The organism is Hyphomicrobium sp. CS1GBMeth3 (assembly GCF_900117455.1).
Taxonomy (GTDB): Bacteria; Pseudomonadota; Alphaproteobacteria; order Rhizobiales; family Hyphomicrobiaceae; genus Hyphomicrobium_C.
Window position 1 is genome coordinate 2424951 of the sequence record NZ_FPHO01000003.1, and the last position, 24312, is coordinate 2449262.

At 64.6% G+C, this 24312-nt stretch carries 19 protein-coding genes; 7 read left to right on the forward strand and 12 right to left on the reverse strand.

The window, feature by feature from the left end:
• Positions 1-125: 125 nt before the first annotated feature.
• The 4 genes from CS1GBM3_RS18810 to CS1GBM3_RS18825 form a co-directional block, all read right to left on the reverse strand.
• A complete protein-coding gene (locus CS1GBM3_RS18810; protein WP_072397191.1) occupies positions 126-437 on the reverse strand; it encodes an H-NS histone family protein in 312 nt (103 codons plus the stop codon).
• 227 nt (positions 438-664) lie between these two features.
• The gene (locus CS1GBM3_RS18815) at positions 665-1897 is read right to left on the reverse strand and encodes an ABC transporter permease (RefSeq protein WP_072397192.1); all 1233 of its coding nucleotides are present in this window, start codon (positions 1895-1897) and stop codon (positions 665-667) included.
• Positions 1894-2673, reverse strand: a complete 780-nt coding sequence (locus CS1GBM3_RS18820; RefSeq protein ID WP_072397193.1) for an ABC transporter ATP-binding protein — start codon at positions 2671-2673, stop codon at positions 1894-1896. Before CS1GBM3_RS18820 ends, CS1GBM3_RS18815 begins: the two co-directional genes overlap by 4 nt.
• A 5-nt stretch (positions 2674-2678) precedes the next feature.
• Positions 2679-4142: an efflux RND transporter periplasmic adaptor subunit gene (locus CS1GBM3_RS18825; protein WP_171946523.1), complete on the reverse strand. Its 1464-nt coding sequence runs from the start codon at positions 4140-4142 to the stop codon at positions 2679-2681.
• 398 nt (positions 4143-4540) lie between these two features.
• On the opposite strand from CS1GBM3_RS18825, the gene CS1GBM3_RS18830 reads away from it, so the two are divergent.
• A complete protein-coding gene (locus tag CS1GBM3_RS18830) occupies positions 4541-5131 on the forward strand; it encodes a superoxide dismutase (RefSeq protein ID WP_072397195.1) in 591 nt (196 codons plus the stop codon).
• Positions 5132-5209: 78 nt separating this feature from the next.
• Here CS1GBM3_RS18830 and CS1GBM3_RS18835 read toward each other — a convergent pair whose 3' ends face one another.
• Positions 5210-6412 (reverse strand): hypothetical protein, encoded by a 1203-nt coding sequence (locus CS1GBM3_RS18835; protein ID WP_072397196.1) that lies wholly within the window; start codon positions 6410-6412, stop codon positions 5210-5212.
• Between the two features lie 94 nt (positions 6413-6506).
• The gene (locus CS1GBM3_RS18840) at positions 6507-8012 is read right to left on the reverse strand and encodes a helicase HerA-like domain-containing protein (protein ID WP_072397197.1); all 1506 of its coding nucleotides are present in this window, start codon (positions 8010-8012) and stop codon (positions 6507-6509) included.
• Positions 8013-8389: 377 nt separating this feature from the next.
• Here CS1GBM3_RS18840 and CS1GBM3_RS18845 point away from each other — a divergent pair, with 377 nt between their 5' ends.
• The 4 genes from CS1GBM3_RS18845 to CS1GBM3_RS18860 all read left to right on the forward strand — a co-directional run bounded on the left by CS1GBM3_RS18845 (position 8390) and on the right by CS1GBM3_RS18860 (position 14515).
• Positions 8390-10309 (forward strand): methylmalonyl-CoA mutase family protein, encoded by a 1920-nt coding sequence (locus tag CS1GBM3_RS18845; protein WP_072397198.1) that lies wholly within the window; start codon positions 8390-8392, stop codon positions 10307-10309.
• Positions 10310-10374: 65 nt separating this feature from the next.
• Positions 10375-12558: a methylmalonyl-CoA mutase gene (scpA, locus tag CS1GBM3_RS18850; RefSeq protein ID WP_072397200.1), complete on the forward strand. Its 2184-nt coding sequence runs from the start codon at positions 10375-10377 to the stop codon at positions 12556-12558.
• Between the two features lie 232 nt (positions 12559-12790).
• The gene (locus tag CS1GBM3_RS18855; RefSeq protein ID WP_072397202.1) at positions 12791-13798 is read left to right on the forward strand and encodes a zinc-dependent alcohol dehydrogenase family protein; all 1008 of its coding nucleotides are present in this window, start codon (positions 12791-12793) and stop codon (positions 13796-13798) included.
• A 6-nt stretch (positions 13799-13804) separates the two neighbouring features.
• Positions 13805-14515 carry a DUF599 domain-containing protein gene (locus CS1GBM3_RS18860; RefSeq protein WP_072397204.1) on the forward strand — a complete coding sequence of 237 codons (711 nt, stop codon included), beginning with the start codon at positions 13805-13807 and terminating at the stop codon, positions 14513-14515.
• Between the two features lie 69 nt (positions 14516-14584).
• On the opposite strand, the gene clpA is transcribed toward CS1GBM3_RS18860, so the two are convergent.
• The 3 genes from clpA to CS1GBM3_RS18875 all read right to left on the reverse strand — a co-directional run bounded on the left by clpA (position 14585) and on the right by CS1GBM3_RS18875 (position 18001).
• Positions 14585-17050: an ATP-dependent Clp protease ATP-binding subunit ClpA gene (gene clpA / locus CS1GBM3_RS18865; RefSeq protein WP_072397206.1), complete on the reverse strand. Its 2466-nt coding sequence runs from the start codon at positions 17048-17050 to the stop codon at positions 14585-14587.
• 7 nt (positions 17051-17057) lie between these two features.
• Positions 17058-17396, reverse strand: a complete 339-nt coding sequence (clpS, locus tag CS1GBM3_RS18870) for an ATP-dependent Clp protease adapter ClpS (RefSeq protein ID WP_072397208.1) — start codon at positions 17394-17396, stop codon at positions 17058-17060.
• Between the two features lie 254 nt (positions 17397-17650).
• Entirely contained in the window at positions 17651-18001 is a 351-nt protein-coding gene (locus tag CS1GBM3_RS18875; protein WP_348533607.1) for a phasin family protein, read from the reverse strand.
• 328 nt (positions 18002-18329) lie between these two features.
• On the opposite strand from CS1GBM3_RS18875, the gene CS1GBM3_RS18880 reads away from it, so the two are divergent.
• Positions 18330-20003, forward strand: coding sequence for a serine hydrolase (locus CS1GBM3_RS18880; protein WP_171946524.1), 1674 nt, complete (start codon positions 18330-18332; stop codon positions 20001-20003).
• Between the two features lie 26 nt (positions 20004-20029).
• Here the strand turns inward: CS1GBM3_RS18880 and CS1GBM3_RS18885 are convergent, their stop codons facing one another.
• Positions 20030-21871, reverse strand: a complete 1842-nt coding sequence (locus CS1GBM3_RS18885; protein WP_072397214.1) for an ABC transporter ATP-binding protein — start codon at positions 21869-21871, stop codon at positions 20030-20032.
• Positions 21872-22177: 306 nt separating this feature from the next.
• Here CS1GBM3_RS18885 and hemF point away from each other — a divergent pair, with 306 nt between their 5' ends.
• The gene (gene hemF / locus CS1GBM3_RS18890) at positions 22178-23089 is read left to right on the forward strand and encodes an oxygen-dependent coproporphyrinogen oxidase (RefSeq protein WP_072397216.1); all 912 of its coding nucleotides are present in this window, start codon (positions 22178-22180) and stop codon (positions 23087-23089) included.
• Positions 23090-23099: 10 nt separating this feature from the next.
• On the opposite strand, the gene CS1GBM3_RS18895 is transcribed toward hemF, so the two are convergent.
• Both CS1GBM3_RS18895 and bfr read right to left on the reverse strand, forming a co-directional pair.
• Positions 23100-23519 carry a response regulator transcription factor gene (locus tag CS1GBM3_RS18895; RefSeq protein WP_072397217.1) on the reverse strand — a complete coding sequence of 140 codons (420 nt, stop codon included), beginning with the start codon at positions 23517-23519 and terminating at the stop codon, positions 23100-23102.
• 191 nt (positions 23520-23710) lie between these two features.
• Positions 23711-24202, reverse strand: coding sequence for a bacterioferritin (bfr, locus tag CS1GBM3_RS18900; RefSeq protein WP_072397219.1), 492 nt, complete (start codon positions 24200-24202; stop codon positions 23711-23713).
• Positions 24203-24312: the final 110 nt, after the last annotated feature.

The window sequence follows — 24312 nt, forward strand, 5'->3', positions numbered from 1 at the left end:
CCTGCCGCGGAAGGCGCCATTGCGAGACAAATTCTCACGCCTGTGAAAACTATTGCCGGACAAAATAATCAGTGCGCCGCTTTATTTTTGCGGCGCACTGTCGGATCGTTCGATTTAGAAATGTTTTAGACGGCAAAATCAGTGATTTTTGCGCCTTTGCCAAGTTTAGCAACCAGCCAATTCGGCTTCCGGCCGCGCCCCGTCCATGTCTCAGAGCGGTTATCGGGATTTGCATATTTAACTGAGGTCGCCTTGCCCCGCCCGCGGCTGCCGAAAAGTTCGCCCACCGAGAAGCCAGCATTTTCAGCAAGCGTTGTGATTTTGTTCTTGAGGTCGGACCGCTCGCGATCCTTCGCAGCATTCAGCGCCCTCTGCGCGCGCGCGATGTGATCGGTCAGTTCCTTAACGGACATCTTGTCATAATTGATGCTTGCCATTCCTCACTCCGTTGATGTGCATCCCGTCCAGCTAGGGACGACCGCCAATTCCTGAAAGCGCGAGAATACGAACGAAAATCGCTGAAATCGGTCGCATGGTGCTGGGTTTACGCACATTTTCAACTTCCGCGGGCGAAAGCACCGCGGGCCGCCGAGTGCGGCACCGTCAGGTCAATAAAATCTTTTGAGAGCCTTCGTCAAGGCCGGGAAAAAATATCCGAGAAGTTTTATTCGCTACGCAATGCATCAATTGGATTTAGATGCGCGGCGCGACGGGCGGGAAACAGACCGAAACAGATCCCTGTCGCAGCCGCCGCCGCAAGGGCGCCGCCGAGGACCGCGGGCGACACCAGAACTGGCCAATTGGCAGCAAATGCAATGACGGCCGAAGCCGAAACGCCTACGGCAATGCCGATCAGCCCGCCGAGCAAACACAGCGAAACCGCCTCGACCAGAAACTGCAGCATGATATCGCGCCGCCGCGCCCCGACCGCCATACGGAGCCCGATTTCACGCGTCCGCTCGGTGACCGAAACCAGCATGATGTTCATAATGCCGATGCCGCCCACAATCAGCGAAATCACCGACGTGGCCGCGAGAAGGTAGCTGAGCGTTGTCAGCACCTCGCTTCTGGCTTTCATGGTTTCGGCCAGATTGCGCACCGAAAAGCTGTCGTCGGCCCCCGCCCGCGTTTTGCGGCGCTGGCGCAGGAAATTTTCGATGTCCTCCTGGACCTCGTCGATGTTGGCGCTTTCGTCCACTTTGACATAGAGACGCCCCACGCGGTCGTTCTGAACCTGGCTGCGCCCGGAGACGCGGAGCCGCGCCGTGGTAATCGGCACCAGCACGACGTCGTCCTGGTCACGCCCCATGACCGACTGGCCTTTGGGCACCAGCACGCCGATCACCTCGAACGGCACGTTCCGGATGCGAATGATGGCGCCGACGGGGTTCTCACCCGCGAACACCTCCTTGGCGACCGTGTCGCCGATAACCGCGACCTTGGTGCCCGAGCGCACGTCCGCGGGGTCGATATCGCGCCCGGAGGCGATCGGCCAGTCGCGAACCATCGTGTACTCGGCGTGCACGCCGTTGAGATTGGAGATCCAGTTCGCGTTGCCGCGCACGATCGGCCCGGAATCGTCGATCTGGCCGGACACGGCGATCACGCCCGGGATCTTGTCGCGGATGCCGGCTACATCAGTCTCGCTGAGAGGGATGTCGGTGCCCGCCCCGCCGGCACGTCCCATGACGCGCATCGAGCCGGGAAACACCACCAGCATGTTGGTGCCGAGCGCCTTGATTTGCTTGTCGACCTCGCTCGAAGCACCCGTCCCGACAGCCACCAGGATGATGACCGACGCCACGCCGATGACGATGCCGAGCGTGGTCAACACCGAGCGCAGGAGGTTCGTTCGGAGTGCGCGCACAGCGATACTGACACTGTCTAAGACGTTCATGGCGCCTCCCCCGTGCCGGCGGGAGGAACGCCCGCGGGCGCCGGTGTCTGCCGGACGTCATCGACGACGTGCCCGTCGCGGAACGTGATGCGTCGCCCGGCCCAGAGCGCGATCTCCGGCTCGTGGGTGACGACGATGACGGTGATGCCTTCGCGGTTGAGATCCGTGAAGACCTGCATGATCTCTTCGGAGGTGCGCGTGTCGAGTGCGCCCGTCGGCTCGTCGGCGAGGATCAGCTTCGGATCGTTGACGAGCGCCCGCGCGATGGCGACGCGCTGCTGTTGGCCGCCCGAGAGCTGGCGCGGCGTGTGATCCATGCGGTTTCCAAGGCCGACCTGCTCGAGCCGCTTTTTCGCACGCTCTTCGCTGTCGGTGGGGCGCGGGTCGGCATAAAGCAAAGGCAGCATCACCTGCTCGAGCGCGCTCGTGCGCGGCAGCAGATTGAATTGCTGGAAGACGAAACCGATGGTGCGGTTGCGGAGCGCCGCCAGCTCGTCGACCGAAAGCGTGCCGATATCGCGTCCGTCAAGCACGAGGTGGCCGGAGGTCGGCACGTCGAGCGCGCCGATCAGGTTCATCATCGTCGACTTGCCGGAGCCCGACGGCCCCATGATGGCGACGAAATCGCCCGACGCGATGTCGAGCGAGACGTGGTCGAGCGCGACGACCTCCTGGTCGCCCACCCGGTAGATTTTACTGAGATCGCGGGCCGATACCAGCGGCGGACCAAGGGATGGCCCTGCTTGGCCCGGCTCGGGCTCGACAGGTCTCTCCATCAGGGTCACGGCTTCACATCCCTCGCTCGGGTGATCACGCGATCGCCGTCCTGGAGATCGCCGCCGACGATCTCGGTGAACTGGTCGTCGGCAAGACCGATGCGGACGCGCCGCTGCTCGGGGACGCCCGTCCGCCCGAGCACCCAAACGGTCGCGGGACGAACCGCCTCGCGCCCATCCTTCCAGCGCTGGAACGCGAGCCGCTGCTTGTCCGTCAGAGACGGCACGAGCGCCTGCTCGATACGCGACATCATGCGCTGGCGAAATCCGTCGCGCTGGCCCGGCGGGCCCCCGGCGACGAAACCCGGCTGGGCATTGCTACTCATTTCCTGCCGGAGCTGATCCATGACCTGGCGCACGGTCGCGGCTTGCTCGTCCGTGAGCTCGAGCTCGCCCTTGAGCCGCTCGATCATTTGCCCGCCGCGATCGGCACCGCTGCGGCCGCGGTCGCCGCCGGTCTGCGCGATTTCCGTCCGGGGCCTGAAACGCAACGCGTCATTGGAGATGCGCAACGCGCCATCGCGGGTATCCGACACGATGAGCACGTTCGCCGTCATGCCGGGGAACAGCTTGCGGCCTTCGTTGGCCGCCTCGATGATGACGGTATAAGTGACGACGCTGTTGAGCTCGGTGGCGGCGAGGCGCACCTGCGTGACGCGCCCCTCGAATTGCTTGTCGGGATAGGCATCGACCGTGAAGGTCGATTCGTTGCCTTGTGCTACGGCTCCGACGTCCGCCTCGTTCACCTGCGCCTCGATACGGACGCGCGCAAGATTTTGCGCGATCTGGAACAGCTCGGGCGCCTGCAGGCTTGCGGCCACGGTCTGGCCGGGGTCGACCGTGCGCGAGATCACCGTGCCGTCGATGGGAGAACGGATGTCGGTGCGCTCGAGGTCGATCTGCGCCTGATCGAGGGCGGCTTTGCGTTGTGCAACCGTTGCCCGTGCGCTTGCGACCTGCGCCTCCGTGACGGCGATATCGGCCTTCGCCACGTCGCGGTCGCGCACGGCAGTTTCGAGCGTGAGCTGCGGAGAGAGGCGCTTCTCGGCGAGGCCCTGCTGGCGCGTGACGTTGGTCTCGGCGGCCAGAAGCACGGCTTTTGCCTTTTCGAGCGTCGCATGCTGGTTGAGGAGGGTGGCATCCGCCGCCTCGAGATCTGCCTTGGCCTGGGCGACCCTGGCCGCGAACGTCTTGGCGTCGAGAGTGGCCAGGACGTCGCCCGGCTTGACCTCGCTGTTGAAGTCCACCCGGACCTCTTCGATCTGCCCCGAGAGCTGCGAGCCGATGCTGACCGTCACCAGCGCGCGCACGGGACCAGAGGTAGAGACAATCTTGCGGATCTGCCCCTTCGAAGCCGGCACCGTTTCATAAACGACACCTCTGCCGCCGGAGGATCCCGGATTGAAAAGCCAAAGCGCGGCCAAGCCCGCAGCTGCCACCGGGATGGCGAGGGTAAAAAGGGAACTCAAACGTTTTGGCATAGGTTTCAGCCTAATCCCGGCATGTGCTCATGACGTCTACTCGTATTAGAAGACGGAATTGCAGCCGACTTCCGTCGGCGGTCGCGGCACGCATCTGCGGCCCGTGACGCGGTGACGCAAAACGGCCACATCGATGAACGGCAGATGAATGCGCCATTCAGGACGGGTTCAGCGCCCCGGGCCTAGGGTGTTTTCACCCTGAGATCCTATCTTCCCCGGCGTGATCCACGGGGGTGTACCGCTCAGGGTCGGTGCACCCCCATCCCGCCCTTGAACGCCACGCCTGTTGGTCCTCCGGGCCCCCGCATCAGCAACGCTTGAATGGAACCTCCCGAGCCGGTAGGCATTGGGGCGAAATAATTTTCCGCTCAAACGGAGTATCGCCCGTGACCTTCAAGCTCCCCGACCTTCCCTATGCCTACGATGCTCTCGCGCCCTACATGTCAGCCGAGACGCTTGAGTATCATCACGACAAGCATCATCAGGCCTATGTCGATCAGGGCAACAAGCTGATTGTTGGCTCGGGCCTCGAGGGCAAGTCGCTCGAGGAGATTGTGGTGGCGGCCTATGCGGGCAAGAACCAGCCGCTGATCAACAACGTGGGTCAGCACTACAACCACATTCACTTCTGGCAGTGGATGAAAAAGGGCGGCGGCGGCAACAAGCTGCCGGGCAACGTGCAGAAGCTCGTCGACGGTTACGGCGGCTACGACAAAGTGCGCGCCGACTTCATCACCGCCGGCCAAACGCAGTTCGGCTCCGGCTGGGCTTGGCTGACCGTCAACGACGGCAAGCTCGAAGTCACCAAGACGCCGAATGGTGAGAACCCGCTGATGCACGGCGCGCAGCCGATCCTCGGCGTCGACGTCTGGGAGCACAGCTACTACATCGATTATCGCAACGCGCGCCCGAAGTACCTTGAGGCCTGGTTCGATAACCTCGTCAACTGGGAGCACGTCGAGGAGCTGGCAGGCTGACGCTAGCCGACGATTGGGAATTGAAGCGCGGGATCCCACGGATCCCGCGCTTTTATTTGTGGTGGAGCCTGACGCTGATTAGCTGCGGTGCCAGCCGGCGAACGCGGGGCTGAAGCTCTCCTCCTCGGGCACCTGGACGTCGATCGAGAGACGACGATCGGGCAGGGCGAGGGGAACCGGCACGCCGCGCGCGTCGCGCATCAGCGCCGAAACGCGGATCACGACGTCATGCGGACCAGCGGCGCACGGCGTCATGAGCCACGCCCAGCGTCCGAACGTGGCTGGGTGGTGCGTAGCGAGCGCGTGCTTTGCGCTGACAAACTGCGTGCGCTCCGATTGGCGCTCGATCTCGAATGCGTCCGCGCTGCCGTAGAGGCTGACGGACAGCGTCTCCAGAGTTTGCCCGCTGCCTCCGTGGCTATCCTTTGCAGGGAAGAGCTGCACGAGCACGTCGCGCCCGAGCGTTATTTCGATCGTGGTCGGCGCGCCGAGCCACATGGCTGCCGGGATGTGGTACGCGAGAAGTCCGGCATCGATAGCGCGACCAAGGTCCTCCGCGCCGAATACCCTCGGCGTCGGCCGGGGTGGTGCAGACACGGCCGGCGTAGCGTTCGCCGGAGCGGGGGCTGGCGGCTGAGGCGGTGCGCTCGGCGCCACGGGGCTCGACAGCACGGTCTCGACCTCGGGGAGATCAAGAAGAGGGCGCACGCGCGGCCCGGCAGCCGGCTCGGTAACAACGGGACCAGACGATGAGGCGGCGGAAGGGGCCGAGCGCTGCGCTGCCGTTTGCTTGATCGCGGGAGGCGGTGGTTGCTGGCGCGGCGGAAGTGGGCCCCCCGTGGAGCCGGCAGGCGCAGGCGCCGTAGCTCCTGGCCGCCGCGCGACCTGCCGCTCGGCGAACTCGCGCAGCGACGAGGCGGCCGTGCTGAGCCGCGCCACAACGCGCGCGATCCCGTCGATGTCGCGCGGCGCCGGCATACTGAGCTTACGGAAAGAGAGCGGCAGCCGCGTCACCGGGAGGTCCGCCGCGCGCACCGGCACTAGCAGGTTGAGCGGCAGAACCTCGCGCGCAATGCCGGCGAGACCGGCACTGTGTGCGCTCGTCTCGGTCCAGAGCACGATGACGGCCTCGAACTGGCGCAGCCGCGCCGAACGGTCGGGGCGTGTTGAATCCGGCTCACCGTCGAAGGAGACGAAGTGGCCGCGCCCCATGAGAGCCGCGCCGAGCTCACGCGCCAGACTTCCGTCCTTCGGCACGTGACAGATGAGTATGCGTGCCATGTTGAATCCTCGAACCACGCAGCCCGATGCCGCGTGTCTACGCCAACATACTGGTACGCAGTAATCCGCCTCGAGGCGGCACAGGTGCCGAAACCTAACGGCTGCGGCCGGTGATCGACTTCACGATGATGTTCTTAATCGTAGTGGCGATCGTGCGCGAGATCGAGCGCTGCAGGTCTTTGCTGATCATCTCGCCCATACCCTGTCGCGACCGACCCGTGCCACCGGACGACGAGCCGCCGCCTCCGAAGATGATGTCGCCCCATCCACCGCCGCTCTCCGTGCCGGCTTGCTCGGCCGCCGTATTGGCGCGCTTTGTCAGGATCTCGTGCGCGCTCTCGCGGTCCACGGTCTCCTCATATTTTCCGTAGACGGGGCTGTACTCGATAATGCTCAAGCGCTCATCTTGAGAAATCGGGCCGATGCGTCCCTCCGGCGGCCGTATCAGCGTGCGCTGCACCATGGAGGGCTCGCCCTTGTTCTCGAGCGTGGAGACCAGCGCCTCGCCGACCTTGAGCTCCAGGATGACGCGCGCGGTGTCGAGATCCGGGTTCTTGCGGAATGTTTCGGCTGCAGCGCGAACGGCCCGCTGCTCCTGCGGCGTGAAGGCACGCAGCGCGTGTTGCACGCGGTTGCCGAGCTGGGCTGACACGGAGTTCGGCACGTCCATTGGGTTCTGCGTGATGAAGTAGACGCCGACACCCTTCGAACGGATGAGGCGCGCGATCTGCTCGATGCGTTCGAGCAGCGCTTTGGGCGCCTCGTTGAAGAGAAGATGCGCCTCGTCGAAGAAAAAGACGAGCTTCGGCTTCGGCAGATCGCCGGCCTCCGGCAGCGTCTGCCACAGCTTGGTGAGCATCCAGAGCAGGAAGGTGGTGTAGAGGCGCGGCTTCTCCATCAACTTGTCTGCCGCGAGCAGGCTGACGACGCCGCGGCCGTCAGGTGCGATGCGCATGAAATCGTTGATGTCGAGCGACGGCTCACCGAAGAACTGCTCCGCCCCTTGTTCCTCCAACACCAGGAGGCGACGCTGAATGGCGCCGACTGACGTCGTGGCGACGTTGCCGTACTTCTGCGCCAGTTCCTTTGAGCGTTCGGCGACGTTGGCGATGATCGAGCGCAGATCCTTGAGGTCGAGCACCGGGATCTGCTCGTCCGCCGCGACGCGGAAGGCGATATTCAACACGCCTTCCTGCACCTCGTTAAGCTCGAGCATGCGCGAGAGCAAAAGCGGCCCCATGTCGAGCACGGTCGTGCGGATCGGATGCCCTTCCTTGCCGAACACGTCCCAGAGAATGGTCGGGAAAGCGCGGGCTTGCCAATCGCTCCCGAGGCCGATCTCCTCGCTCCGTTTGACGATGAAGTCCTTGGGTTCGCCCACCGCTGCGATGCCGGAGAGGTCGCCCTTGATGTCGGCTGCGAAAACCGGAACACCGGCGGCGGAGAAACCTTCGGCGAGCACCTGCAGCGTGACGGTCTTACCGGTGCCGGTGGCACCCGTGATCAGGCCGTGCCGGTTGGCGAAGCGCAATTCCAGGTACTCGGGCTTCGTGCTCTTGCCGAGAAAGATTTTTCCATCCTGAAGCACCGACTGGCTCATTCCGCTCTCCGAATTGTCACCCTCGGCCCCAGCGGGCCTGCCCCGAGCCGGCAGGATGTCCGCAGCACGCAAAAGCGCCGACTCAAGTCTCGATAGACCTCAGGCCCTCTTTGCATGGGCTTGAGCCCATTGCAAATTCAGTTGCATGGCCCTCTTCGTCAAGCTGGGGAAATTGTCATCATGCGTGCAAGGTGGTGCCGCACCTCGGGCGAAGTGCTGCCGCCTCTCGGACCGAGCGCGCCCGGGCCGTCGCCCAACTGTCGCAGAAGGCGATTTCCGCGTGCGTGGACGTGCTATTTTCCCTATAGAGCGAAGCTAACTACCGAGCCCTTTGAGGGCCTCCGACCGATCACTCCGAAAGAAGAGTAAGACCTTCCATGACGGCCGCCGGCAGCTCCCGAGACCTTTCTGCAACACCGCTTGCCGCGGATTTCGAGGCCGCCACGCGCGACCAGTGGCTGGGTCTCGTCGAGAAGGTGCTGAAGGGCGCCGATTTCGAGAAAAAGCTCGTCACGCGCACGGCCGACGGCATCCGTATCGAGCCGCTCTACGCGCGCGACACGGCCGTGCCCGCACTGCAGGCGGCGATCCCCGGCCACGCACCCTATGCGCGGGGCGCGCGCTCCGTCGTCGAGGGGCTCGGCTGGGAGATCCGCCAGAGGGTCAACGCGGCCTCGCCCGAGGAGGCCAATCGCGAAATCCTCTCCGAGCTGGAAGCCGGCTCGAACGGCATCGCGCTTGCGATCGAGGCGCCGGGCCAGGTCGGCACAAGGATCAAGAGCGCTGCCGACATGACGGTCGCGCTCTCCGGCATGCGGATCGATCTTGCGCCGCTCGAGCTGCGCGCAGGGATTGGCGCAGCCGACGCCGCCGCCCAGCTCATCTCAGCGCTGCCCCAGCTCGGCATCGCGACCAAGTCGGCGCAGGTGTTTCTCGGCCTCGATCCGATCGGCGCGCTGGCCCGCTGGGGCACGCTGCCGTCGCCAGTCCAGGCGGTGCTCGTGGAAACCATCGCGCTCGCGACGGAGGCACGCGGTGCGCTGCCGAATGCGCGCACCGTCAAGGTCGATGCAACTCTCTATCACGAGGCTGGCGCCACGGAGGCTTTCGAGCTCGCGGCGTTGGGCGCGACGCTGATCGCCTACCTCCGCATGTTCGAAGCGGCCGGGATCTCGCCGTCCGTGGCGCTCGGCCAGATCGCATTCGCCGTGTCCTCCGACACCGATCTTTTCACAACCGTTGCCAAGCTGCGCGCGGCGCGCCGCCTGATCTGGCGCATCGCGGATGCATCAGGCGCGGGCGACGCCGCCGCGTCCTTGCATCTGTCCGTAAATTCGTCGTTCCGCATGCTGGCCAAGCGCGACCCGTGGACCAACCTCCTGCGCGAGACGCTGTCCTGCGCCGGCGGCGTCCTCGGCGGCGCCGATGCGATCACGGTGCTGCCCTTCACGGCGGCGCTGGGCGAGGCAGACGACTTCGCGCGTCGTACCGCGCGCAACATCCAGATCGTGCTACAGGAAGAGTCCTGGCTCGGCCGCGTGCTCGATCCCATGGGCGGCTCCTGGTACATCGAGACCCTGACCGACGAGGTGGCCAAAGCGGCGTGGGAGCTGCTGCAGGAGATCGAGGGCAAGGGTGGCATCATCGCTGCGCTCAACCAGGGCTTCGTACAGGACAAGATCGCGGCCGACGCCGCAGCCCGCGCCAAGGCGATCACCACTGGTCGCCAATCGCTGACCGGCGTCTCGGCCTTCCCGCTGCTCGGCGACGACGGCGTGAAGGTGACGCCCGCGCGGCCGACCCCGCCCGTCACCGGCAAGGAGATAGTGCGCCCGCTCGCGCCGCAGCGTCTCGCCGAGCCGTTCGAAGCGCTCCGCGATGCCGCCGATGCGCACGCCGCGAAGACGGGCAACGAGCTTAAGGTGTTCTTGGCGAGCCTCGGCCCGGTCATCGAGCACACGGCGCGCTCGACGTGGATCAAGAACTATCTCGCAGCCGGCGGCATCGCCGCGCTGACGTCGGACGGCTACGCCTCCGCCGAGGACGCCGCGAGCGCATTCAAGGCCTCGGGCGCCGAGGCGGCCTGCATTTGCTCCTCGGATGCACTTTATGCCGAGCACGCGGAAGCGACCGCCAAGGCGTTGAAACAAGCGGGCGCCAAGCTCGTTCTGATGGCAGGCCGTCCGGGAGAAGGGGAGGCGGCGCTCAAGGCCGCTGGCGTCGATCAGTTCCTGTTCGCTGGCGCAGATGCCGTCGCGACCCTCGAGGGTCTTCAGGAAAAGCTCGGAATTTCTTAAGCTTCGGCACAAGCCGATGTAGTGTTGCAAGAGGGCGGACTGCCCGGCAGGAAACGGCTCAAGGCATGACCAGCAGCATCCCGGATTTCACCAAGATCGCCTTTGAAGGCTCGCGCAAGCCGAATGGTCTCGCGCACGAGGCGCCGGCCGCCCGCGAGGACGAGATCTTCACGACGCCGGAAGGCATCCCGGTCAAGCCGATCTACACGGATGCCGACACCGCCGGCCTCGACTTTCTCGACACCTGGCCCGGCATCGCGCCGTACGTGCGCGGCCCGTATCCGACGATGTACGTCAACCAGCCCTGGACCATCCGCCAGTACGCAGGCTTCTCCACGGCTGAGGATTCCAACGCGTTCTACCGGCGCAACATCGCCGCCGGCCAGAAGGGCCTCTCGGTCGCATTCGACCTCGCCACCCACCGCGGTTACGACAGCGATCATCCGCGCGTGCGCGGCGACGTCGGCATGGCGGGCGTGGCCATCGATTCCATCTACGACATGCGCACGCTGTTCGCGGGCATCCCGCTCGAGCAGATGACCGTGTCCATGACCATGAACGGCGCCGTACTACCGGTGCTCGCGCTCTTCATCGTCGCGGGCGAGGAGCAAGGCGTTCCGGCCGCCAAGCTCGCGGGCACCATTCAGAATGACATTCTGAAAGAGTTCATGGTGCGCAACACCTACATCTATCCGCCCGAGCCCTCGATGCGGATCGTCTCGGATATCTTCGCCTACACCTCGGCCAACATGCCGAAGTTCAACTCGATCTCGATCTCCGGCTATCACATGCAGGAGGCGGGCGCGACGGCCGACCTCGAGCTCGGCTACACTATCGCCGACGGTATCGAATACGCGCGCGCCGGCGTCGCCGCCGGTCTCGACATCGACAAGTTCGCCCCGCGCCTGTCGTTCTTCTGGGCGATCGGCATGAACTACTTCATGGAGATCGCCAAGATGCGGGCCGCGCGGCTCCTCTGGGCCGAGCTGATCAAGAAGGAGTTCGCGCCCAAGGACGCCCGCTCGCTGTCGCTGCGCACGCACAGCCAGACCTCTGGCTGGAGCCTCACCGCGCAGGACATCTTCAACAACGCGACGCGCACCTGCATCGAGGCCATGGCGGCGACCCAGGGCCACACGCAGTCGCTGCACACCAACGGCATCGACGAAGCCATCGCGCTGCCGACGGACTTCTCGGCCCGCATCGCGCGCAACACGCAGCTCGTCCTGCAGCAGGAGAGCGGCACCACGCGCCCGATCGACCCGTGGGGCGGCAGCCACTTCATCGAGCGGCTCACATATGAACTGGCGCTGAAGGCCAAGGCACACATCGACGAGGTCGAGAAGCTCGGCGGCATGGCGAAAGCCATCGCCGCCGGCATCCCGAAGATCCGCATCGAGGAGGCGGCCGCCCGCACGCAGGCCCGCATCGACAGCGGCCGCCAGACCATCGTCGGCATCAACAAGCTGCGCGTGAAGGACGATCTGCCGATTAACTTCCTCAAGGTCGACAACGCGTCCGTTCGCGAGCAGCAGATCGCCAAGCTCAAGCGGCTGCGCGCCGAGCGCAACGAGGATGAAGTGCAGGCCGCCCTCGCGGCGCTCACCGAAGGCGCCAAGGGCAACGCCAACCTGCTCGATCTCGGCGTTAAGGCCGCCCGCGCGATGGCGACTGTCGGCGAGATGTCGGAGGCGATGGAGCGCGTCTTCACACGCCACCGCGCGGAGGTCCGCACCATCTCGGGCGTTTACAGATCGGAGGCGGGCGCCATGAACGACGAGGTCGGCACAGTCATCCAGATGGCGGCGGCGTTCGAGAAGATGGACGGGCGCCGCCCGCGCATCCTGATCGCCAAGATGGGCCAGGACGGCCACGACCGCGGCCAGAAGGTCATCGCGTCCGCCTTCGCTGACCTTGGCTTCGATGTCGACATCGGTCCCCTGTTTGCTACGCCCGACGAGGCGGCGCGCCAGGCCGTCGAGAACGACGTGCACGTGATCGGCGTCTCGACGATGACCGCGGGTCACCTGACGCTGGTGCCGGATCTTAAGGCTTCGCTCGCCAAGGACGGCCGCGAGGACATCATGGTCGTCGTCGGCGGCGTGATCCCGCCGCACGACTACGAGGCGCTTTACGCGGCCGGCGCGTCGGCGATCTTCGGCCCGGGCACCAACATCCCGAAGGCCGCCGCCGACCTCATCAACAAGCTCAATGAGAAGTACGGCTACACCAAAGCCGCCGCGGAGTAGCTAGGCGCGGCCTCTCGCCTGCCTCGCCCACATTGCCCCGGCCGGCCCAAAGGGCCGGGCCAGTGCGGGTGAGGCAGGGCTCAAAATAATCGCGCTCGGAAGCGCCGGCAGTGAATATGACCCCGATGGATGATCCGCCCGCCCGTGTGTTTGACCTTTTGTGCGGGTAGCAATCGCGCCGCGGTCTACTTAACTCGTTCGGTAAGAGCGAACCATCGAAACGGGGGGTTACATGAAAGCCATCAAGGTTCCGCGCGGGGGTGGCCTCGACAAACTGCAACTGGCCAACATCGACGATCCCGGTGCCCCGGCGCCGGGTGAGATCCGCGTCGCCCTCAAGGCCAACTCGCTCAATTATCACGACTACGCGGTCGCCGTTGGCGCCATCCCGACGTCCAGCGGGCGCATCCCCATGTCCGACGGCGCCGGCGTCGTCGAGGCGGTCGGCGACGGCGTCACCGAGTACGCGGCGGGCGATCACGTCGTCTCTGTCTTCTTCCCTTATTGGCAGGGTAGCGAGGCGCCCCACGGCAACTTCAGCCATGTGCCCGGCGACGGCCTCGACGGCTACGCGCGCGAGGCAGTCGTCGCGCCCGCGACTTGGTTCACGCACGCCCCGAAGGGCTGGAGCCATACCGAGGCAGCGACGCTTCCGTGCGCCGCGCTGACGGCGTGGCGTGCGCTCGTCGTGGAAGGCGGCATCAAGGCGGGCGACAGCGTGCTGATCCTGGGCACCGGAGGCGTCGCAATCTTCGCTCTGCAGTTTGCCAAGGCCATGGGCGCCACAGCCATCGTCACCTCCTCATCGGACGAAAAACTCGAGCGCGCCCACGCCATGGGGGCCGATTTCACCGTCAACTACAAGACTGATCCCGATTGGGGGTCGACGGTCAGCAAGTGGACCGGCAAGCGCGGCGTCGATCACGTGCTCGAAATCGGCGGGCCGGGCACGCTGGCGCAATCCATTCAGGCCGTGCGCATCGGCGGGCACATCTCGCTGATCGGCATCCTGACGGGCCTCAAGGGCGAGGTGCCGACAATGCTGCTCATGGCGAAGCAGATCAAACTGAAGGGCATCGTCGTCGGCAGCCGCGCACACCAGATCGACATGATCCGCGGCCTGGAAGCCACCGGCATCCGCCCCGTGATCGACAAGACGTTTCCGCTCGCAAGCCTCGCCGATGCATTCCGTTACGAGGAAGGCGCGGGTCACTTCGGGAAGATCTGCATCGAGATCTAGCCGCACATGAAAATCCTCACCTTGCCGCTGATCGATGCCATTGCGCTCGCGTGCTTTCTGCTCTGCTGGTTCAGCTACTGGCTGATCGCACGCTGGCTCAGCAAACGGCGGCCGAGCCTGATCTCCTCGGTGAATGTCTTCCGCGCCCGCTGGATGCGTCGGGTCTGCCAGCACGATTCACACATCGCGGATGCTGCACTACTCGGCAATCTCTTGCGCGGCGCCTTGTTCTTCGCCTCGACCACCGTGTTCATCCTCGGCGGCCTCATCGCGTTGTTGGGGCCTGCGATGGGCGACGTGGTCTCGCATCTGCCGTATTCGGCGCCGTCCGAGCCTTGGGTGCTGGAGCTGAAGGCGCTCGTGCTGCTGGCGCTCTTCGTCTACGCGTTCTTCAAGTTCACGTGGTCGGCCTGGCAATACAACGTTCTGGCGATCATCGTCGGCGCGGCGCCCACGGTCGGCGGAGCAAAGCCGGATGAGATCGAGATCTACATCGAGAATGCCGCCCGCATCGCGACGCTTGCCGGCGAGAGCTACAACAACGGCATCCGCGCCTACTATTTCGCGATCGCTCTGCTGGCTTGGTTCGTCGATCCGCTGATGTTCCTCGCGGTGACGTTGATCGTAGCCTTCGTGCTCTACCGGCGGGAGTTCGCATCTCCCATGCTGGAAAGCCTGAGGCGCGTGACAGCGGGCGGGACGCGGGACAGTCAATAAAAAAACGCCGCGAAGCGAGGCTTCGCGGCGTTTGCATGTATAGCCGGAGCGGCGAGGGCCCCTACGGCTTCAATCCTCCTTCTTGCGCGGCACGCTCGGTACGGCACCGCCCGAGGACCGCGACCCGCGCTCCTTTTTCTCCCTCGGCCCGGGCAGCGCCTTGCGTGGCGGCGTCGCCTCGACGAGGGCTGCTTCCGCGCCCTCCTCGTCGTCATCCTCGTCATCCTCGTCGCGCACACGCGTTTTCTTGGAGGGATCTGCCGGGATGATCTCGAAGGTCAGCGTGCTGTCCTCGCCCTTGCCCTGCACGAGCACCTTGACCGTGCCGCCGCCTTCGAGTTTGCCGAAGAGCAGTTCGTCCGCGAGCGGCTTCTTGATGTACTCCTGTATGACGCGCGCGAGCGGGCGGGCGCCGAACTTGTCGTCATAGCCCTTCTCGGCGATCCACTTCTGCGCACCTTCCGAAAGCTCGATCATCACGCCGCGGTCGGCGAGCTGAGCCTCGAGCTGGAAGATGAACTTCTCGACCACCTTGGCGATGACCTCCGGCGGCAGACCAGCGAACGGAACCACCGCGTCGAGTCGGTTGCGGAACTCCGGCGTGAACAGCTTGTTCACGGCCTCCGTATCCTCTCCCTCACGCTTCTCGCGGTTGAAGCCCATCGGCGGCCGCGCCATGTCGGATGCACCCGCGTTCGTGGTCATGATCAGGATCACGTTGCGGAAGTCGACCGACTTGCCGTTGTGGTCCGTGAGCTTGCCGTGATCCATGACCTGCAACAGGATGTTGAACAGGTCCGGATGCGCTTTCTCGATCTCGTCGAGCAAGAGCACGCAGTGCGGATGCTGGTCGATTCCGTCGGTCAAGAGGCCGCCTTGGTCGAAGCCGACGTAGCCCGGAGGCGCGCCGATCAACCGCGAAACAGTGTGCTTCTCCATGTACTCGGACATGTCGAAGCGCAGAAGCTCGACGCCCATGAGCGAAGCGAGCTGCTTCGCGACTTCGGTCTTGCCAACGCCGGTCGGGCCTGAGAACAGGTAGCAGCCGATCGGCTTTTCCGGCTCCCGCAGGCCCGCGCGTGCGAGCTTGATCGCGGCAGAGAGCGCCTCGATGGCCTTATCCTGGCCGAACACCAGCCGCTTCAGGTCCTTATCGAGGTTGCCAAGCACCTCGGCATCCGACTTGGTCACCGTCTTCGGCGGGATGCGCGCCATGGTGGCCACGGTAGCCTCGACCTCCTTCACTGTGATCTTCTTCTTGCGCTTGCCTTCAGGCACAAGCATCTGCGAGGCGCCCGTCTCGTCGATGACGTCGATTGCCTTGTCCGGAAGCTTGCGGTCGTGGATGTACTTCGCCGACAGCTCCACCGCCGCCTTGATGGCTTCACCCGTATACTTGAGCTTGTGGAACTCCTCGAAGTAGGGCTTGAGCCCCTTCAAGATGGCGATCGAGTCCTCGACCGTCGGCTCCTTGACGTCGATCTTCTGGAAGCGGCGCACGAGCGCGCGATCCTTTTCGAAGTGCTGGCGGTATTCCTTGTAGGTCGTCGAGCCGATGCAGCGCACGCTGCCCGACTGCAACGCCGGCTTCAGAAGGTTCGAGGCATCCATCGCGCCGCCGGACGTGGCACCGGCGCCGATCACCGTGTGAATCTCGTCGATGAACAAGATCGCACCCGGATAGTTCTCTATCTCCTTCATCACCGCCTTGAGGCGCTCCTCGAAGTCACCGCGGTAGCGGGTGCCGGCGAGCAGTGCGCCCATGTCGAGCGCGAAGATGGTGGCGTTCTTCAGCACCTCGGGAACCTCGCCGCGCAGGATCTTGCGCGCCAGGCCCTCGGCGATGGCCGTCTTGCCGACGCCGGGATCGCCGACGAACAGCGGATTGTTCTTCTGGCGGCGGCAGAGAACTTGGATCGTGCGCAGCACCTCCTGCTCGCGCCCGATCAAGGGATCGATGCGCCCCTCGCGCGCCTTCTTGTTGAGGTTGACGCAGTAGGTGTTGAGCGCGTCCTGGCCGGGCTTTTTCTCCTCGCCGGCCTCGCTCGCCTGCTCGTCTTCCACGCCACGCACTCCTCTCGGCTCCGACATGCCCGCTCGCTTGGCGATGCCGTGACTGATGTACTGAACTGCGTCGAAGCGCGTCATCTCCTGCTCCTGCAGGAAGAACGCGGCGTGGCTCTCGCGCTCGGCGAAGATGGCGACCAGCACGTTGGCGCCGGTTACTTCCTCGCGCCCAGATGATTGCACGTGAACGACGGCGCGATGGATCACGCGCTGAAAGCCCGTGGTGGGCTGCGCTTCCGCCGCGCCCTTGTGCACGAGGTTGCCGAGCTCGGTGTCGAGGTATTCGGTGACGCGTCCGCGGAGCTGATCGAGATCCACATTGCAGGCACGCATGACAGCCGCCGCGTCGCGGTCGTCGATCAGCGCCGCGAGCAGATGCTCAAGCGTTGCGAACTCGTGATTGCGCTCGTTGGCGAACTCGAGCGCGCGGTGCAGCGAGGATTCGAGGCTCTTCGAGAAGGATGGCACGTCTGACCTACTCTTTCTCCATGGTGCATTGTAGAGGATGGCCATGCTGACGCGAGAAGTCCATGACCTGCGTCACCTTGGTCTCGGCGACCTCGTAGGTGAACACTCCACAGATGCCGACGCCCTTGTGGTGAACGTGCAGCATGATCCGCGTCGCCTCCTCGCGTCCTTTGCTGAAGTACTTCTCCAGCACGAGGACCACGAACTCCATCGGCGTGTAGTCGTCGTTGAGAAGCAGCACTTTGTAGAGTGACGGCTTCTTCGTCTTCGGGCGTGTCTTGGTGACGAGGCCGGTTTTGCCCTCCTCACCCCCCCGGTCGTTGCCGGCGCCGTTCTTGCCCGCCATTCTTGGTCCTAGTGTCATCATTGCCGTCGTCGTCGATATCTTCCCGCCGTCCCGCGCCAAGCGCCAGCGTACATTTTGGCTATGTTTGCGCACCTAGCTTGCGCCAGCAATGCCATTCCTGCGTCCTATTCTCACGGCAGACCACCAGACCAATCGGGCGAAATGAAAGTGGGGTCCCGCGCGAGATAAAAAAGGCCCGGGCGATGCGCCCAGGCCTCATGTCACTGTCGCTCTGAGCCGGGGGCTCGCCATCTCTACCTGCCCTGGAAGGCCTTTTCGACGGGCTTGTAGGCGTCTTTGGCGAGAGCGGTGTACATGCTGCCAATCTTGGTCAGCTGCTGAACGTAGTCTTCATACGCACGCTTGGCGAAGCTGGATTGGATCTCGAAAGCCTGCTCGAGCGACTTTGCGCCGGCGAGCTTCTCGAAAGTCGCCGTGCCGTCCTCGAAGGCGCGCTTCTGGTAGTCGGTCAGCTCGGCCGCGATGGCCTGCCAACCCTTGTTCCAATCACCGAAGAACTTCAATGCCGTATCGACATTGTTCTGACCGAGCTTCTGGAAGTCCTGGAAATTGTTGATCATCGGGATGCCTGCTGCTGCTGTCACGTGGGACCATCGTCGGCGCCGGATGCCTTGGCCATAATTTAGCCGCAGCGCACCATTCCTTCAAGTCACATATTGCGACGCAGCATATAGGCTCGCCTCGGGTATCAATGACCGAGACATTAACGGAATCGAAGCTCGCAGCCGTTAACCTGCGCCCCTCCCGATCCTCAGGGTCGCGTGAGCCCGGAGTTGGGGAAAGTGGGACCCTGAAGCCGTAAAGTAGCCCTGAAGCATGGGCATTCAGGGCAGGTTCGGATATGGTTGGCGCTCCGGCAGGGGGCAGACGGGCCGGCTTCGGCTCTCGAAGCGCACGAGGGAGAGGGGATCTTTGGCGACCACCGTCATGCGATCGATGCTTCTGGCGCTCGCCCTGTTCGCGGTCGTGCCTGCGCTCGCGCAGGAAGCGCGCGCCCAGGATGCCAAGCAGAGCAAGAAGAAGGCCGCTCCAGAGAAGCAGGCCGCGATCGTCATTGACGCCAACAGCGGCAAGGTCCTTCACGCCTCATCGGCCGATGAGCCCCGGTTCCCGGCCTCGCTGACCAAGATGATGACCCTCTACATGGTCTTCGAGGAGATCGAGCGGGGGCGGCTCACGTTCCAGAGTCGAGTTCGTTTCAGCGAGCGCGCCGTCGGCATGGCGCCGTCCAAGCTCGGCCTCAAGGTCGGCGAGGAGATCACGGTGCTGGACGCCGTCAAGGTGCTGGTCGTGAAGTCGGCCAACGACGTTGCCGTTGCGGTTGCCGAGCACATCGGCGGCACGGAATACCAATTCGCGCGCATGATGACCGAGCGCGCGAACCAGATCGGCATGAGATCAACGACGTTCCGCAACGCCTCGGGCTTGCCGAACCCCGATCAGCGCTCGACCGCGCGGGACATGGCGACGCTCGGCATGAGGCTGCAGGATGACTTCCCGCAGCACTATCATCTCTTCTCCACCGCCTCGTTCACCTACGGCGGCAAGACCTATCGCACGCACAACACGCTGATGCTCGGGTTCCCGGGCATGGACGGCATCAAGACCGGCTACACGCGCGCCTCCGGCTTCAACCTGGTTTCGTCCGTGCGCGCCAACGGAAAGCACGTCGTCGGCGCCGTGTTCGGCGGCAAGACGGCCGCTACGCGCAACGCGCATATGCGCTCGCTGCTGTTCACCGCCCTCGCGAAGGCCTCGACACAGAGGACGCGTCAGCAGGGCTCCGCCCTCGTTGCCGAAGCGCGTCCGCAGAAAGCCCCCGCACGCGCCGAGACGGCCCGGCCGCCAAAGACCGCGATGCCGCCGCCTGCGAGAAAGCCCGCAACTATCGTGGCGGCCAATGCTCCGCCGCCGGCAGCCCCTGCAACTGCGCATGACGCCATCGCGGAGGTTCTGGCCGAGGGTGACGAATCCACCTTTGCCGAGGCAACGTCCTCGGCGGCCGTCCTGCCGCCGCCGCGCCTCGACCTCGAGGCCCTGCGTGCTGCCATGTCCGAGACGGAAGCGGAGGCGGAACAGCAAACTGAGACGGTCACCGCGTCGAACGCCGCCCCGCAAGACATCAACGGCTTGATCCGCGATTCCGTCGTCGATGGCGCATCCGATAACAGGTCCGCTCCCACCGTTCGCACGCTGTCTGATGCGGGTGCCGCGGCGCCTTCGGTCCGCCAGCCGTCGACGTTGGCGGCCCAGGCCACCATGCTCGCCGGGCTGACGACGCCCGCTCAAGCCGCGCGTCCGAAGCCGCCGGTGCCGCAGTTCCAGCCTGCGCCGACGGGTGCCGGCTACGCGATCCAGATCGGCGCCTACCTTTCGCCCGAGGATGCGCAGGCCAAGCTCAACACCGTCCGCAGCCGCGCTGCGGGGCTGCTGGAGGGCCACCACGACATCACGATCCCCGTGCATCGCGACAACCGCTTGATCTACAGGGCGCGCTTCGTGAGCTTTGACGAAGGCGGTGCTTCGAACGCCTGCCTCGAGTTGCGCCGTTTGGCAATCGACTGCTTCGTGATGAAGGCCGACTGATCCCGCCGCGAAACGAGAGAAGGCGCCTATTCCGCGGCATCCTCGGTGAGGAATCCGCCCGACTGGCGCGCCCACAGGCTGGCGTAAAGCCCGCCCTTGCGCAGAAGCTCCGTATGGCTGCCCTGCTCCACGATGCGCCCGCCGTCCATGATGACCAGCCGGTCCATGGCGGCGATGGTCGAAAGCCGGTGCGCGATGGCGATCACCGTCTTGCCGGCCATCAGTGTCGCGAGGCTCTCCTGGATAGCAGCCTCCACCTCGCTGTCGAGCGCGCTCGTCGCTTCGTCGAGCACCAGGATCGGCGCGTTCTTCAAGAGCACGCGCGCGATGGCGATACGCTGGCGCTGTCCGCCTGAGAGCTTGACGCCGCGCTCGCCGACGTGAGCGTTGTACCCATGCCGATCGTTGAGATCTTCCAGCGCCTCGATGAACTCGTGCGCATGCGCGCGCTTGGCCGCGGCGATGGCCTCGGCGGGGCCTGCCTCCGGACGCCCGTAGAGGATGTTGTCCATCACCGAGCGGTGCAGGAGCGAGGTGTCTTGCGTCACGAGGCCGATGTTGGCGCGCAGGCTCTCCTGCGTCACCGCGCTGATGTCCTTGCCGTCGATGAGGATCCGCCCGCCCTCGAGGTCGTAGAAGCGCAGGAGCAGGTTCACGAGCGTCGATTTTCCGGCGCCGGAGCGGCCGACGATGCCGACTTTTTCGCCGGGCCGGATCGTGAGCGACACCTCCTCGATGACGCTCTTCACCTTGCCGTAGTGGAAGCGCACATCTTCGAAGCGGATCTCACCCTTTGCCACGACGAGGGCCCGGGCGTCCGGGCGGTCCATGACCTCGTTGTCGCGCGCGATGGTCTGCATGCCCTCGTGCACGATGCCGATGTTCTCGAAGATGCCGGCCACCGTGAACAAGATCCAGCCGGACATCGCGATGATGCGGATCGAGAGTGTCATCGCCGCCGTGATGGCGCCCATGCTGACCGCCTCGTAGCTCCAGAGCCAGAGCGACAGCCCAGCCACCGAGACGAGCAGCGCCCCGTTCAACGCATAGAGCACGAACTCCATGATGGTGAGGTTGCGCAGCGACGCCTGATGGCGCTCGAGGTGCGCCTGCATGGCCTCGCGCGCGTAGGCCTCCTCGCGCTCGGCATGCGCGAAGAGCTTGACGGTGAGGATGTTGGTGAAGCTGTCGACGACGCGCCCCGTAAGCCACGAGCGCGCCTCGGAAGCCTCCGTCGAGAGTTTCTGGATGCGCGGCACGAACACGCGCACGACAAGCGCATAAAGCCCGATCCAGGCCAACAGCGGGATGACGAGACGCGCGTCCGCCTCCCAGAAAATGACGAGTGCACCGACGACGTGCACCGCCATGTACCAGATGGCGTCGACGGCCTGCACGACGGATTCCCGCAGCGACGCACCAGTCTGCATGATGCGCGTCGCGATGCGTCCGGCGAAGTCGTTCTGGAAGAATCCGAGAGATTGGCGCAACACCTGCGTGTGCGTCTGCCAGCGGATGCGCGTCGTCACCGACGGGCTGATCATCTGGTTTTTGACCAGGTCGTGCAGGGTCGAAACGACAGGCCGTGCAATCAGGGCCACGAACGCCATGAACATCAGCGTCCAGCCATGATCGCTGAAGAATGTGCGCGGAGAAGTGGCGCTGGACATCATGTCCACGAGGCTGCCGACGAAGGCCATCAGCATGACCTCGATCAGCGAGCCCATGAAACCGATGGCGAGCAGCACGGCGAAGGGGCGCCAAACCGGCTTGATGAAATGCCAGTAGAAGGCCGCGATTGTGTCCGGCGGGCGCCCCGGTGCGGCGGGCGGAAACGGATCGATACGGGATTCAAACCAGCGGAACATCAGGCTCTAGTCTTGTTGTGATCTTGTCTTGCCGCGAGCCCGCAACCGCTTGCCGGCGCAAACCCCTTCTCGTTTCTCATGGATCGCGCTATGCGCTACCCCGCCATCGTGCCGAAACGATGGCCTGGACCATGGTCGCTCCGGACCCTATCAGTCCGGAGCGCGAATCATCGGTCCAATCGAGACCATGATCGCTTCCGGCCCTATCAGTCCGAAGCGTGAATCACGGATCTAACCAAGACGTAGAGCGCGATCCCGCTCTTACGAGAAACCCTGAGATGGGCAAGGCGGGAGGAAAAGGCAACCATGGCCGGCACGGCAAGCGATATCGAGGCACGCAAGCAAACCGCCGAGGCGTGGTTCCAGACGCTGCGCGACGAGATCTGCGCAAGCTTCGAGAAGCTCGAGACCGACCTTCCGCCCTCGGCTCAGCTCGGCGGCGAGCCCCCGGGCCGCTTCGTGCAGACACCCTGGCAGCGCACGGATCATACCGGCGCACCGGGCGGCGGCGGCAAAATGAGCGTCATGAAGGGGCGCGTCTTCGAGAAGGTCGGCGTCCATACCTCGACCGTCTTCGGTGAGTTCGCGCCGGAATTTAGGAAGCAGATCCCCGGCACCGAGGAGAACCCCGAGTTCTGGGCCTCTGGCATCTCGCTGATCGCCCACCCGCAGAACCCGAATGTACCCGCCGTGCACATGAACACGCGCATGGTGGTGACGAGCAAGTGGTGGTTCGGCGGCGGCGCGGACCTGACGCCCGTCCTCGACCGGCGGCGCAAGGAGGACGACGCTGACAGCCTCGCCTTCCATGCGGCCATGTATGGGGCCTGTGCAGCGCACGAGCCCATCGCCGACTACGCCAAGCTGCGCAAATGGTGCGACGACTACTTCTACCTGCCGCATCGCAAGGAACCGCGCGGCATCGGCGGCATCTTCTACGATTATCTGACGCCGACCGAGGAGGAAGGCGGCTGGGACGCGTCCTTTGCCTTCACGCAGGACGTGGGCCGCGCCTTCCAGCGCGTTTATCCGATGCTCGCGCGCGGCAACTACACGCTGCCTTGGACGGACGCGGATCGGGAGGAGCAACTCGTCCGCCGCGGCCGCTACGTCGAGTACAATTTGCTCTACGACCGCGGCACGGTGTTCGGCCTCAAGACCGGCGGCAACGTCGACAGCATCCTCTCGTCGCTGCCGCCCGTCGTGAAATGGCCCTAGCGGGCGATGCTCAACTCCGGCCGGTCGAGCGCCGGCGCGGAGCGAGCAGCGAGCGGATCCTGAGGATCAGACGGTCGGTGTCGTAGGGCTTGCCGAAGAAGGCGTCCGCCACGCCGACGATGCCGACCTCGGGCACGGTTCCCGACACGACGACGACACGCATGTGCGGATGAAAGGCGCGCACCGTGCGGGCGAGCGCCAGCCCGTCGCGCTGGCCAGGCATCTCGATGTCGGTGACGACGAGGTCGATCGGCGCGCCGGTGGAAAGGACGGTTTCCGCCTCCTCCGTGTTGCCGGCCTCGCGAACCCTGAACCCAGCTTGGCTGAGCTCCATGGAGAGCGTGAAGCGCAAAATAGGATCGTCCTCGACGACCAGGATAGTGACCGGCGAGTTAACCTGCGCGAAGTTTCTAAGGCTCAGAGTTGTCATCATTTTCACCAGCTAGCCAACGCTGGGCAGATGACAGAGGTTCCGTATTTTTCGGCAATGCGACGACGTATGCCCGCTACGGGAAGCGGGACGTTTGGCATCGGTGTTCACGAGCGGATAGGCAACTCGACCGAGCGCCCCGAAGGGCGTTGCCGGCGCGGCGGTTGGAGCACCGACCGCGCCGGGAGGTGTCAGTGGCCCTCGACCTCGTTGGCCGGGTCGGACTGGAGCAGGCCGTAGTTCTCGATGCCGATCTTCGAGATCAGGTCGAGCTGCGTCTCGATGAAATCGATGTGGCCTTCCTCGTCTTTGATGAGGTCCTCGAACAGATCCATCGTGACGTAATCCTTGGCGGCCCGGCAGAGATCGCGGCCGCGGATATAGGTTTCGTGCGCGATCAGCTCGCCCTTGAGATCGCACTCGAGCACCTCCTGCAGATGCTCGCCGATCATCAGCGGCGCCACGTGTTGCAGGTTGGGCAGACCCTCGAGGAAGATGATGCGGGTAACGAGCCGATCCGCGTGATGCATCTCCTCGATCGATTCCGCGCGCTCCTTCTTGGCGAGCTTCGTGAAACCCCAGTTCTCCAGCATCCGGTAGTGCAGCCAGTACTGGTTCACAGCGCCGAGCTCGAGCTTCAGTGACTCGTTCAGGATATCGATAATCTCGCGTTTGCCCTTCATGGAGCCCTCCGTCTGCCGAAATGGAAGGTCCGACGGCAGATCCTTCGGCCATTCCAGGATTATTTAGAACAATTCTAATGTGGTAATCCGGGCGCGCGATAAGGTCAATG

Bases quoted from the DNA above. Each gene is read 5' to 3' on its own strand.
- CS1GBM3_RS18885 (WP_072397214.1), bottom strand. From the start codon at position 21,871: ATGTTCCGCTGGTTTGAATCCCGTATCGATCCGTTTCCGCCCGCCGCA.
- hemF (WP_072397216.1), top strand. From the start codon at position 22,178: ATGGCCGGCACGGCAAGCGATATCGAGGCACGCAAGCAAACCGCCGAG.
- CS1GBM3_RS18810 (WP_072397191.1), bottom strand. From the start codon at position 437: ATGGCAAGCATCAATTATGACAAGATGTCCGTTAAGGAACTGACCGAT.
- CS1GBM3_RS18855 (WP_072397202.1), top strand. From the start codon at position 12,791: ATGAAAGCCATCAAGGTTCCGCGCGGGGGTGGCCTCGACAAACTGCAA.
- CS1GBM3_RS18835 (WP_072397196.1), bottom strand. From the start codon at position 6,412: ATGGCACGCATACTCATCTGTCACGTGCCGAAGGACGGAAGTCTGGCG.
- clpS (WP_072397208.1), bottom strand. From the start codon at position 17,396: ATGGCGGGCAAGAACGGCGCCGGCAACGACCGGGGGGGTGAGGAGGGC.
- CS1GBM3_RS18840 (WP_072397197.1), bottom strand. From the start codon at position 8,012: ATGAGCCAGTCGGTGCTTCAGGATGGAAAAATCTTTCTCGGCAAGAGC.
- CS1GBM3_RS18895 (WP_072397217.1), bottom strand. From the start codon at position 23,519: ATGACAACTCTGAGCCTTAGAAACTTCGCGCAGGTTAACTCGCCGGTC.
- CS1GBM3_RS18815 (WP_072397192.1), bottom strand. From the start codon at position 1,897: ATGAACGTCTTAGACAGTGTCAGTATCGCTGTGCGCGCACTCCGAACG.
- scpA (WP_072397200.1), top strand. From the start codon at position 10,375: ATGACCAGCAGCATCCCGGATTTCACCAAGATCGCCTTTGAAGGCTCG.
- bfr (WP_072397219.1), bottom strand. From the start codon at position 24,202: ATGAAGGGCAAACGCGAGATTATCGATATCCTGAACGAGTCACTGAAG.
- CS1GBM3_RS18845 (WP_072397198.1), top strand. From the start codon at position 8,390: ATGACGGCCGCCGGCAGCTCCCGAGACCTTTCTGCAACACCGCTTGCC.
- CS1GBM3_RS18860 (WP_072397204.1), top strand. From the start codon at position 13,805: ATGAAAATCCTCACCTTGCCGCTGATCGATGCCATTGCGCTCGCGTGC.
- CS1GBM3_RS18820 (WP_072397193.1), bottom strand. From the start codon at position 2,673: ATGGAGAGACCTGTCGAGCCCGAGCCGGGCCAAGCAGGGCCATCCCTT.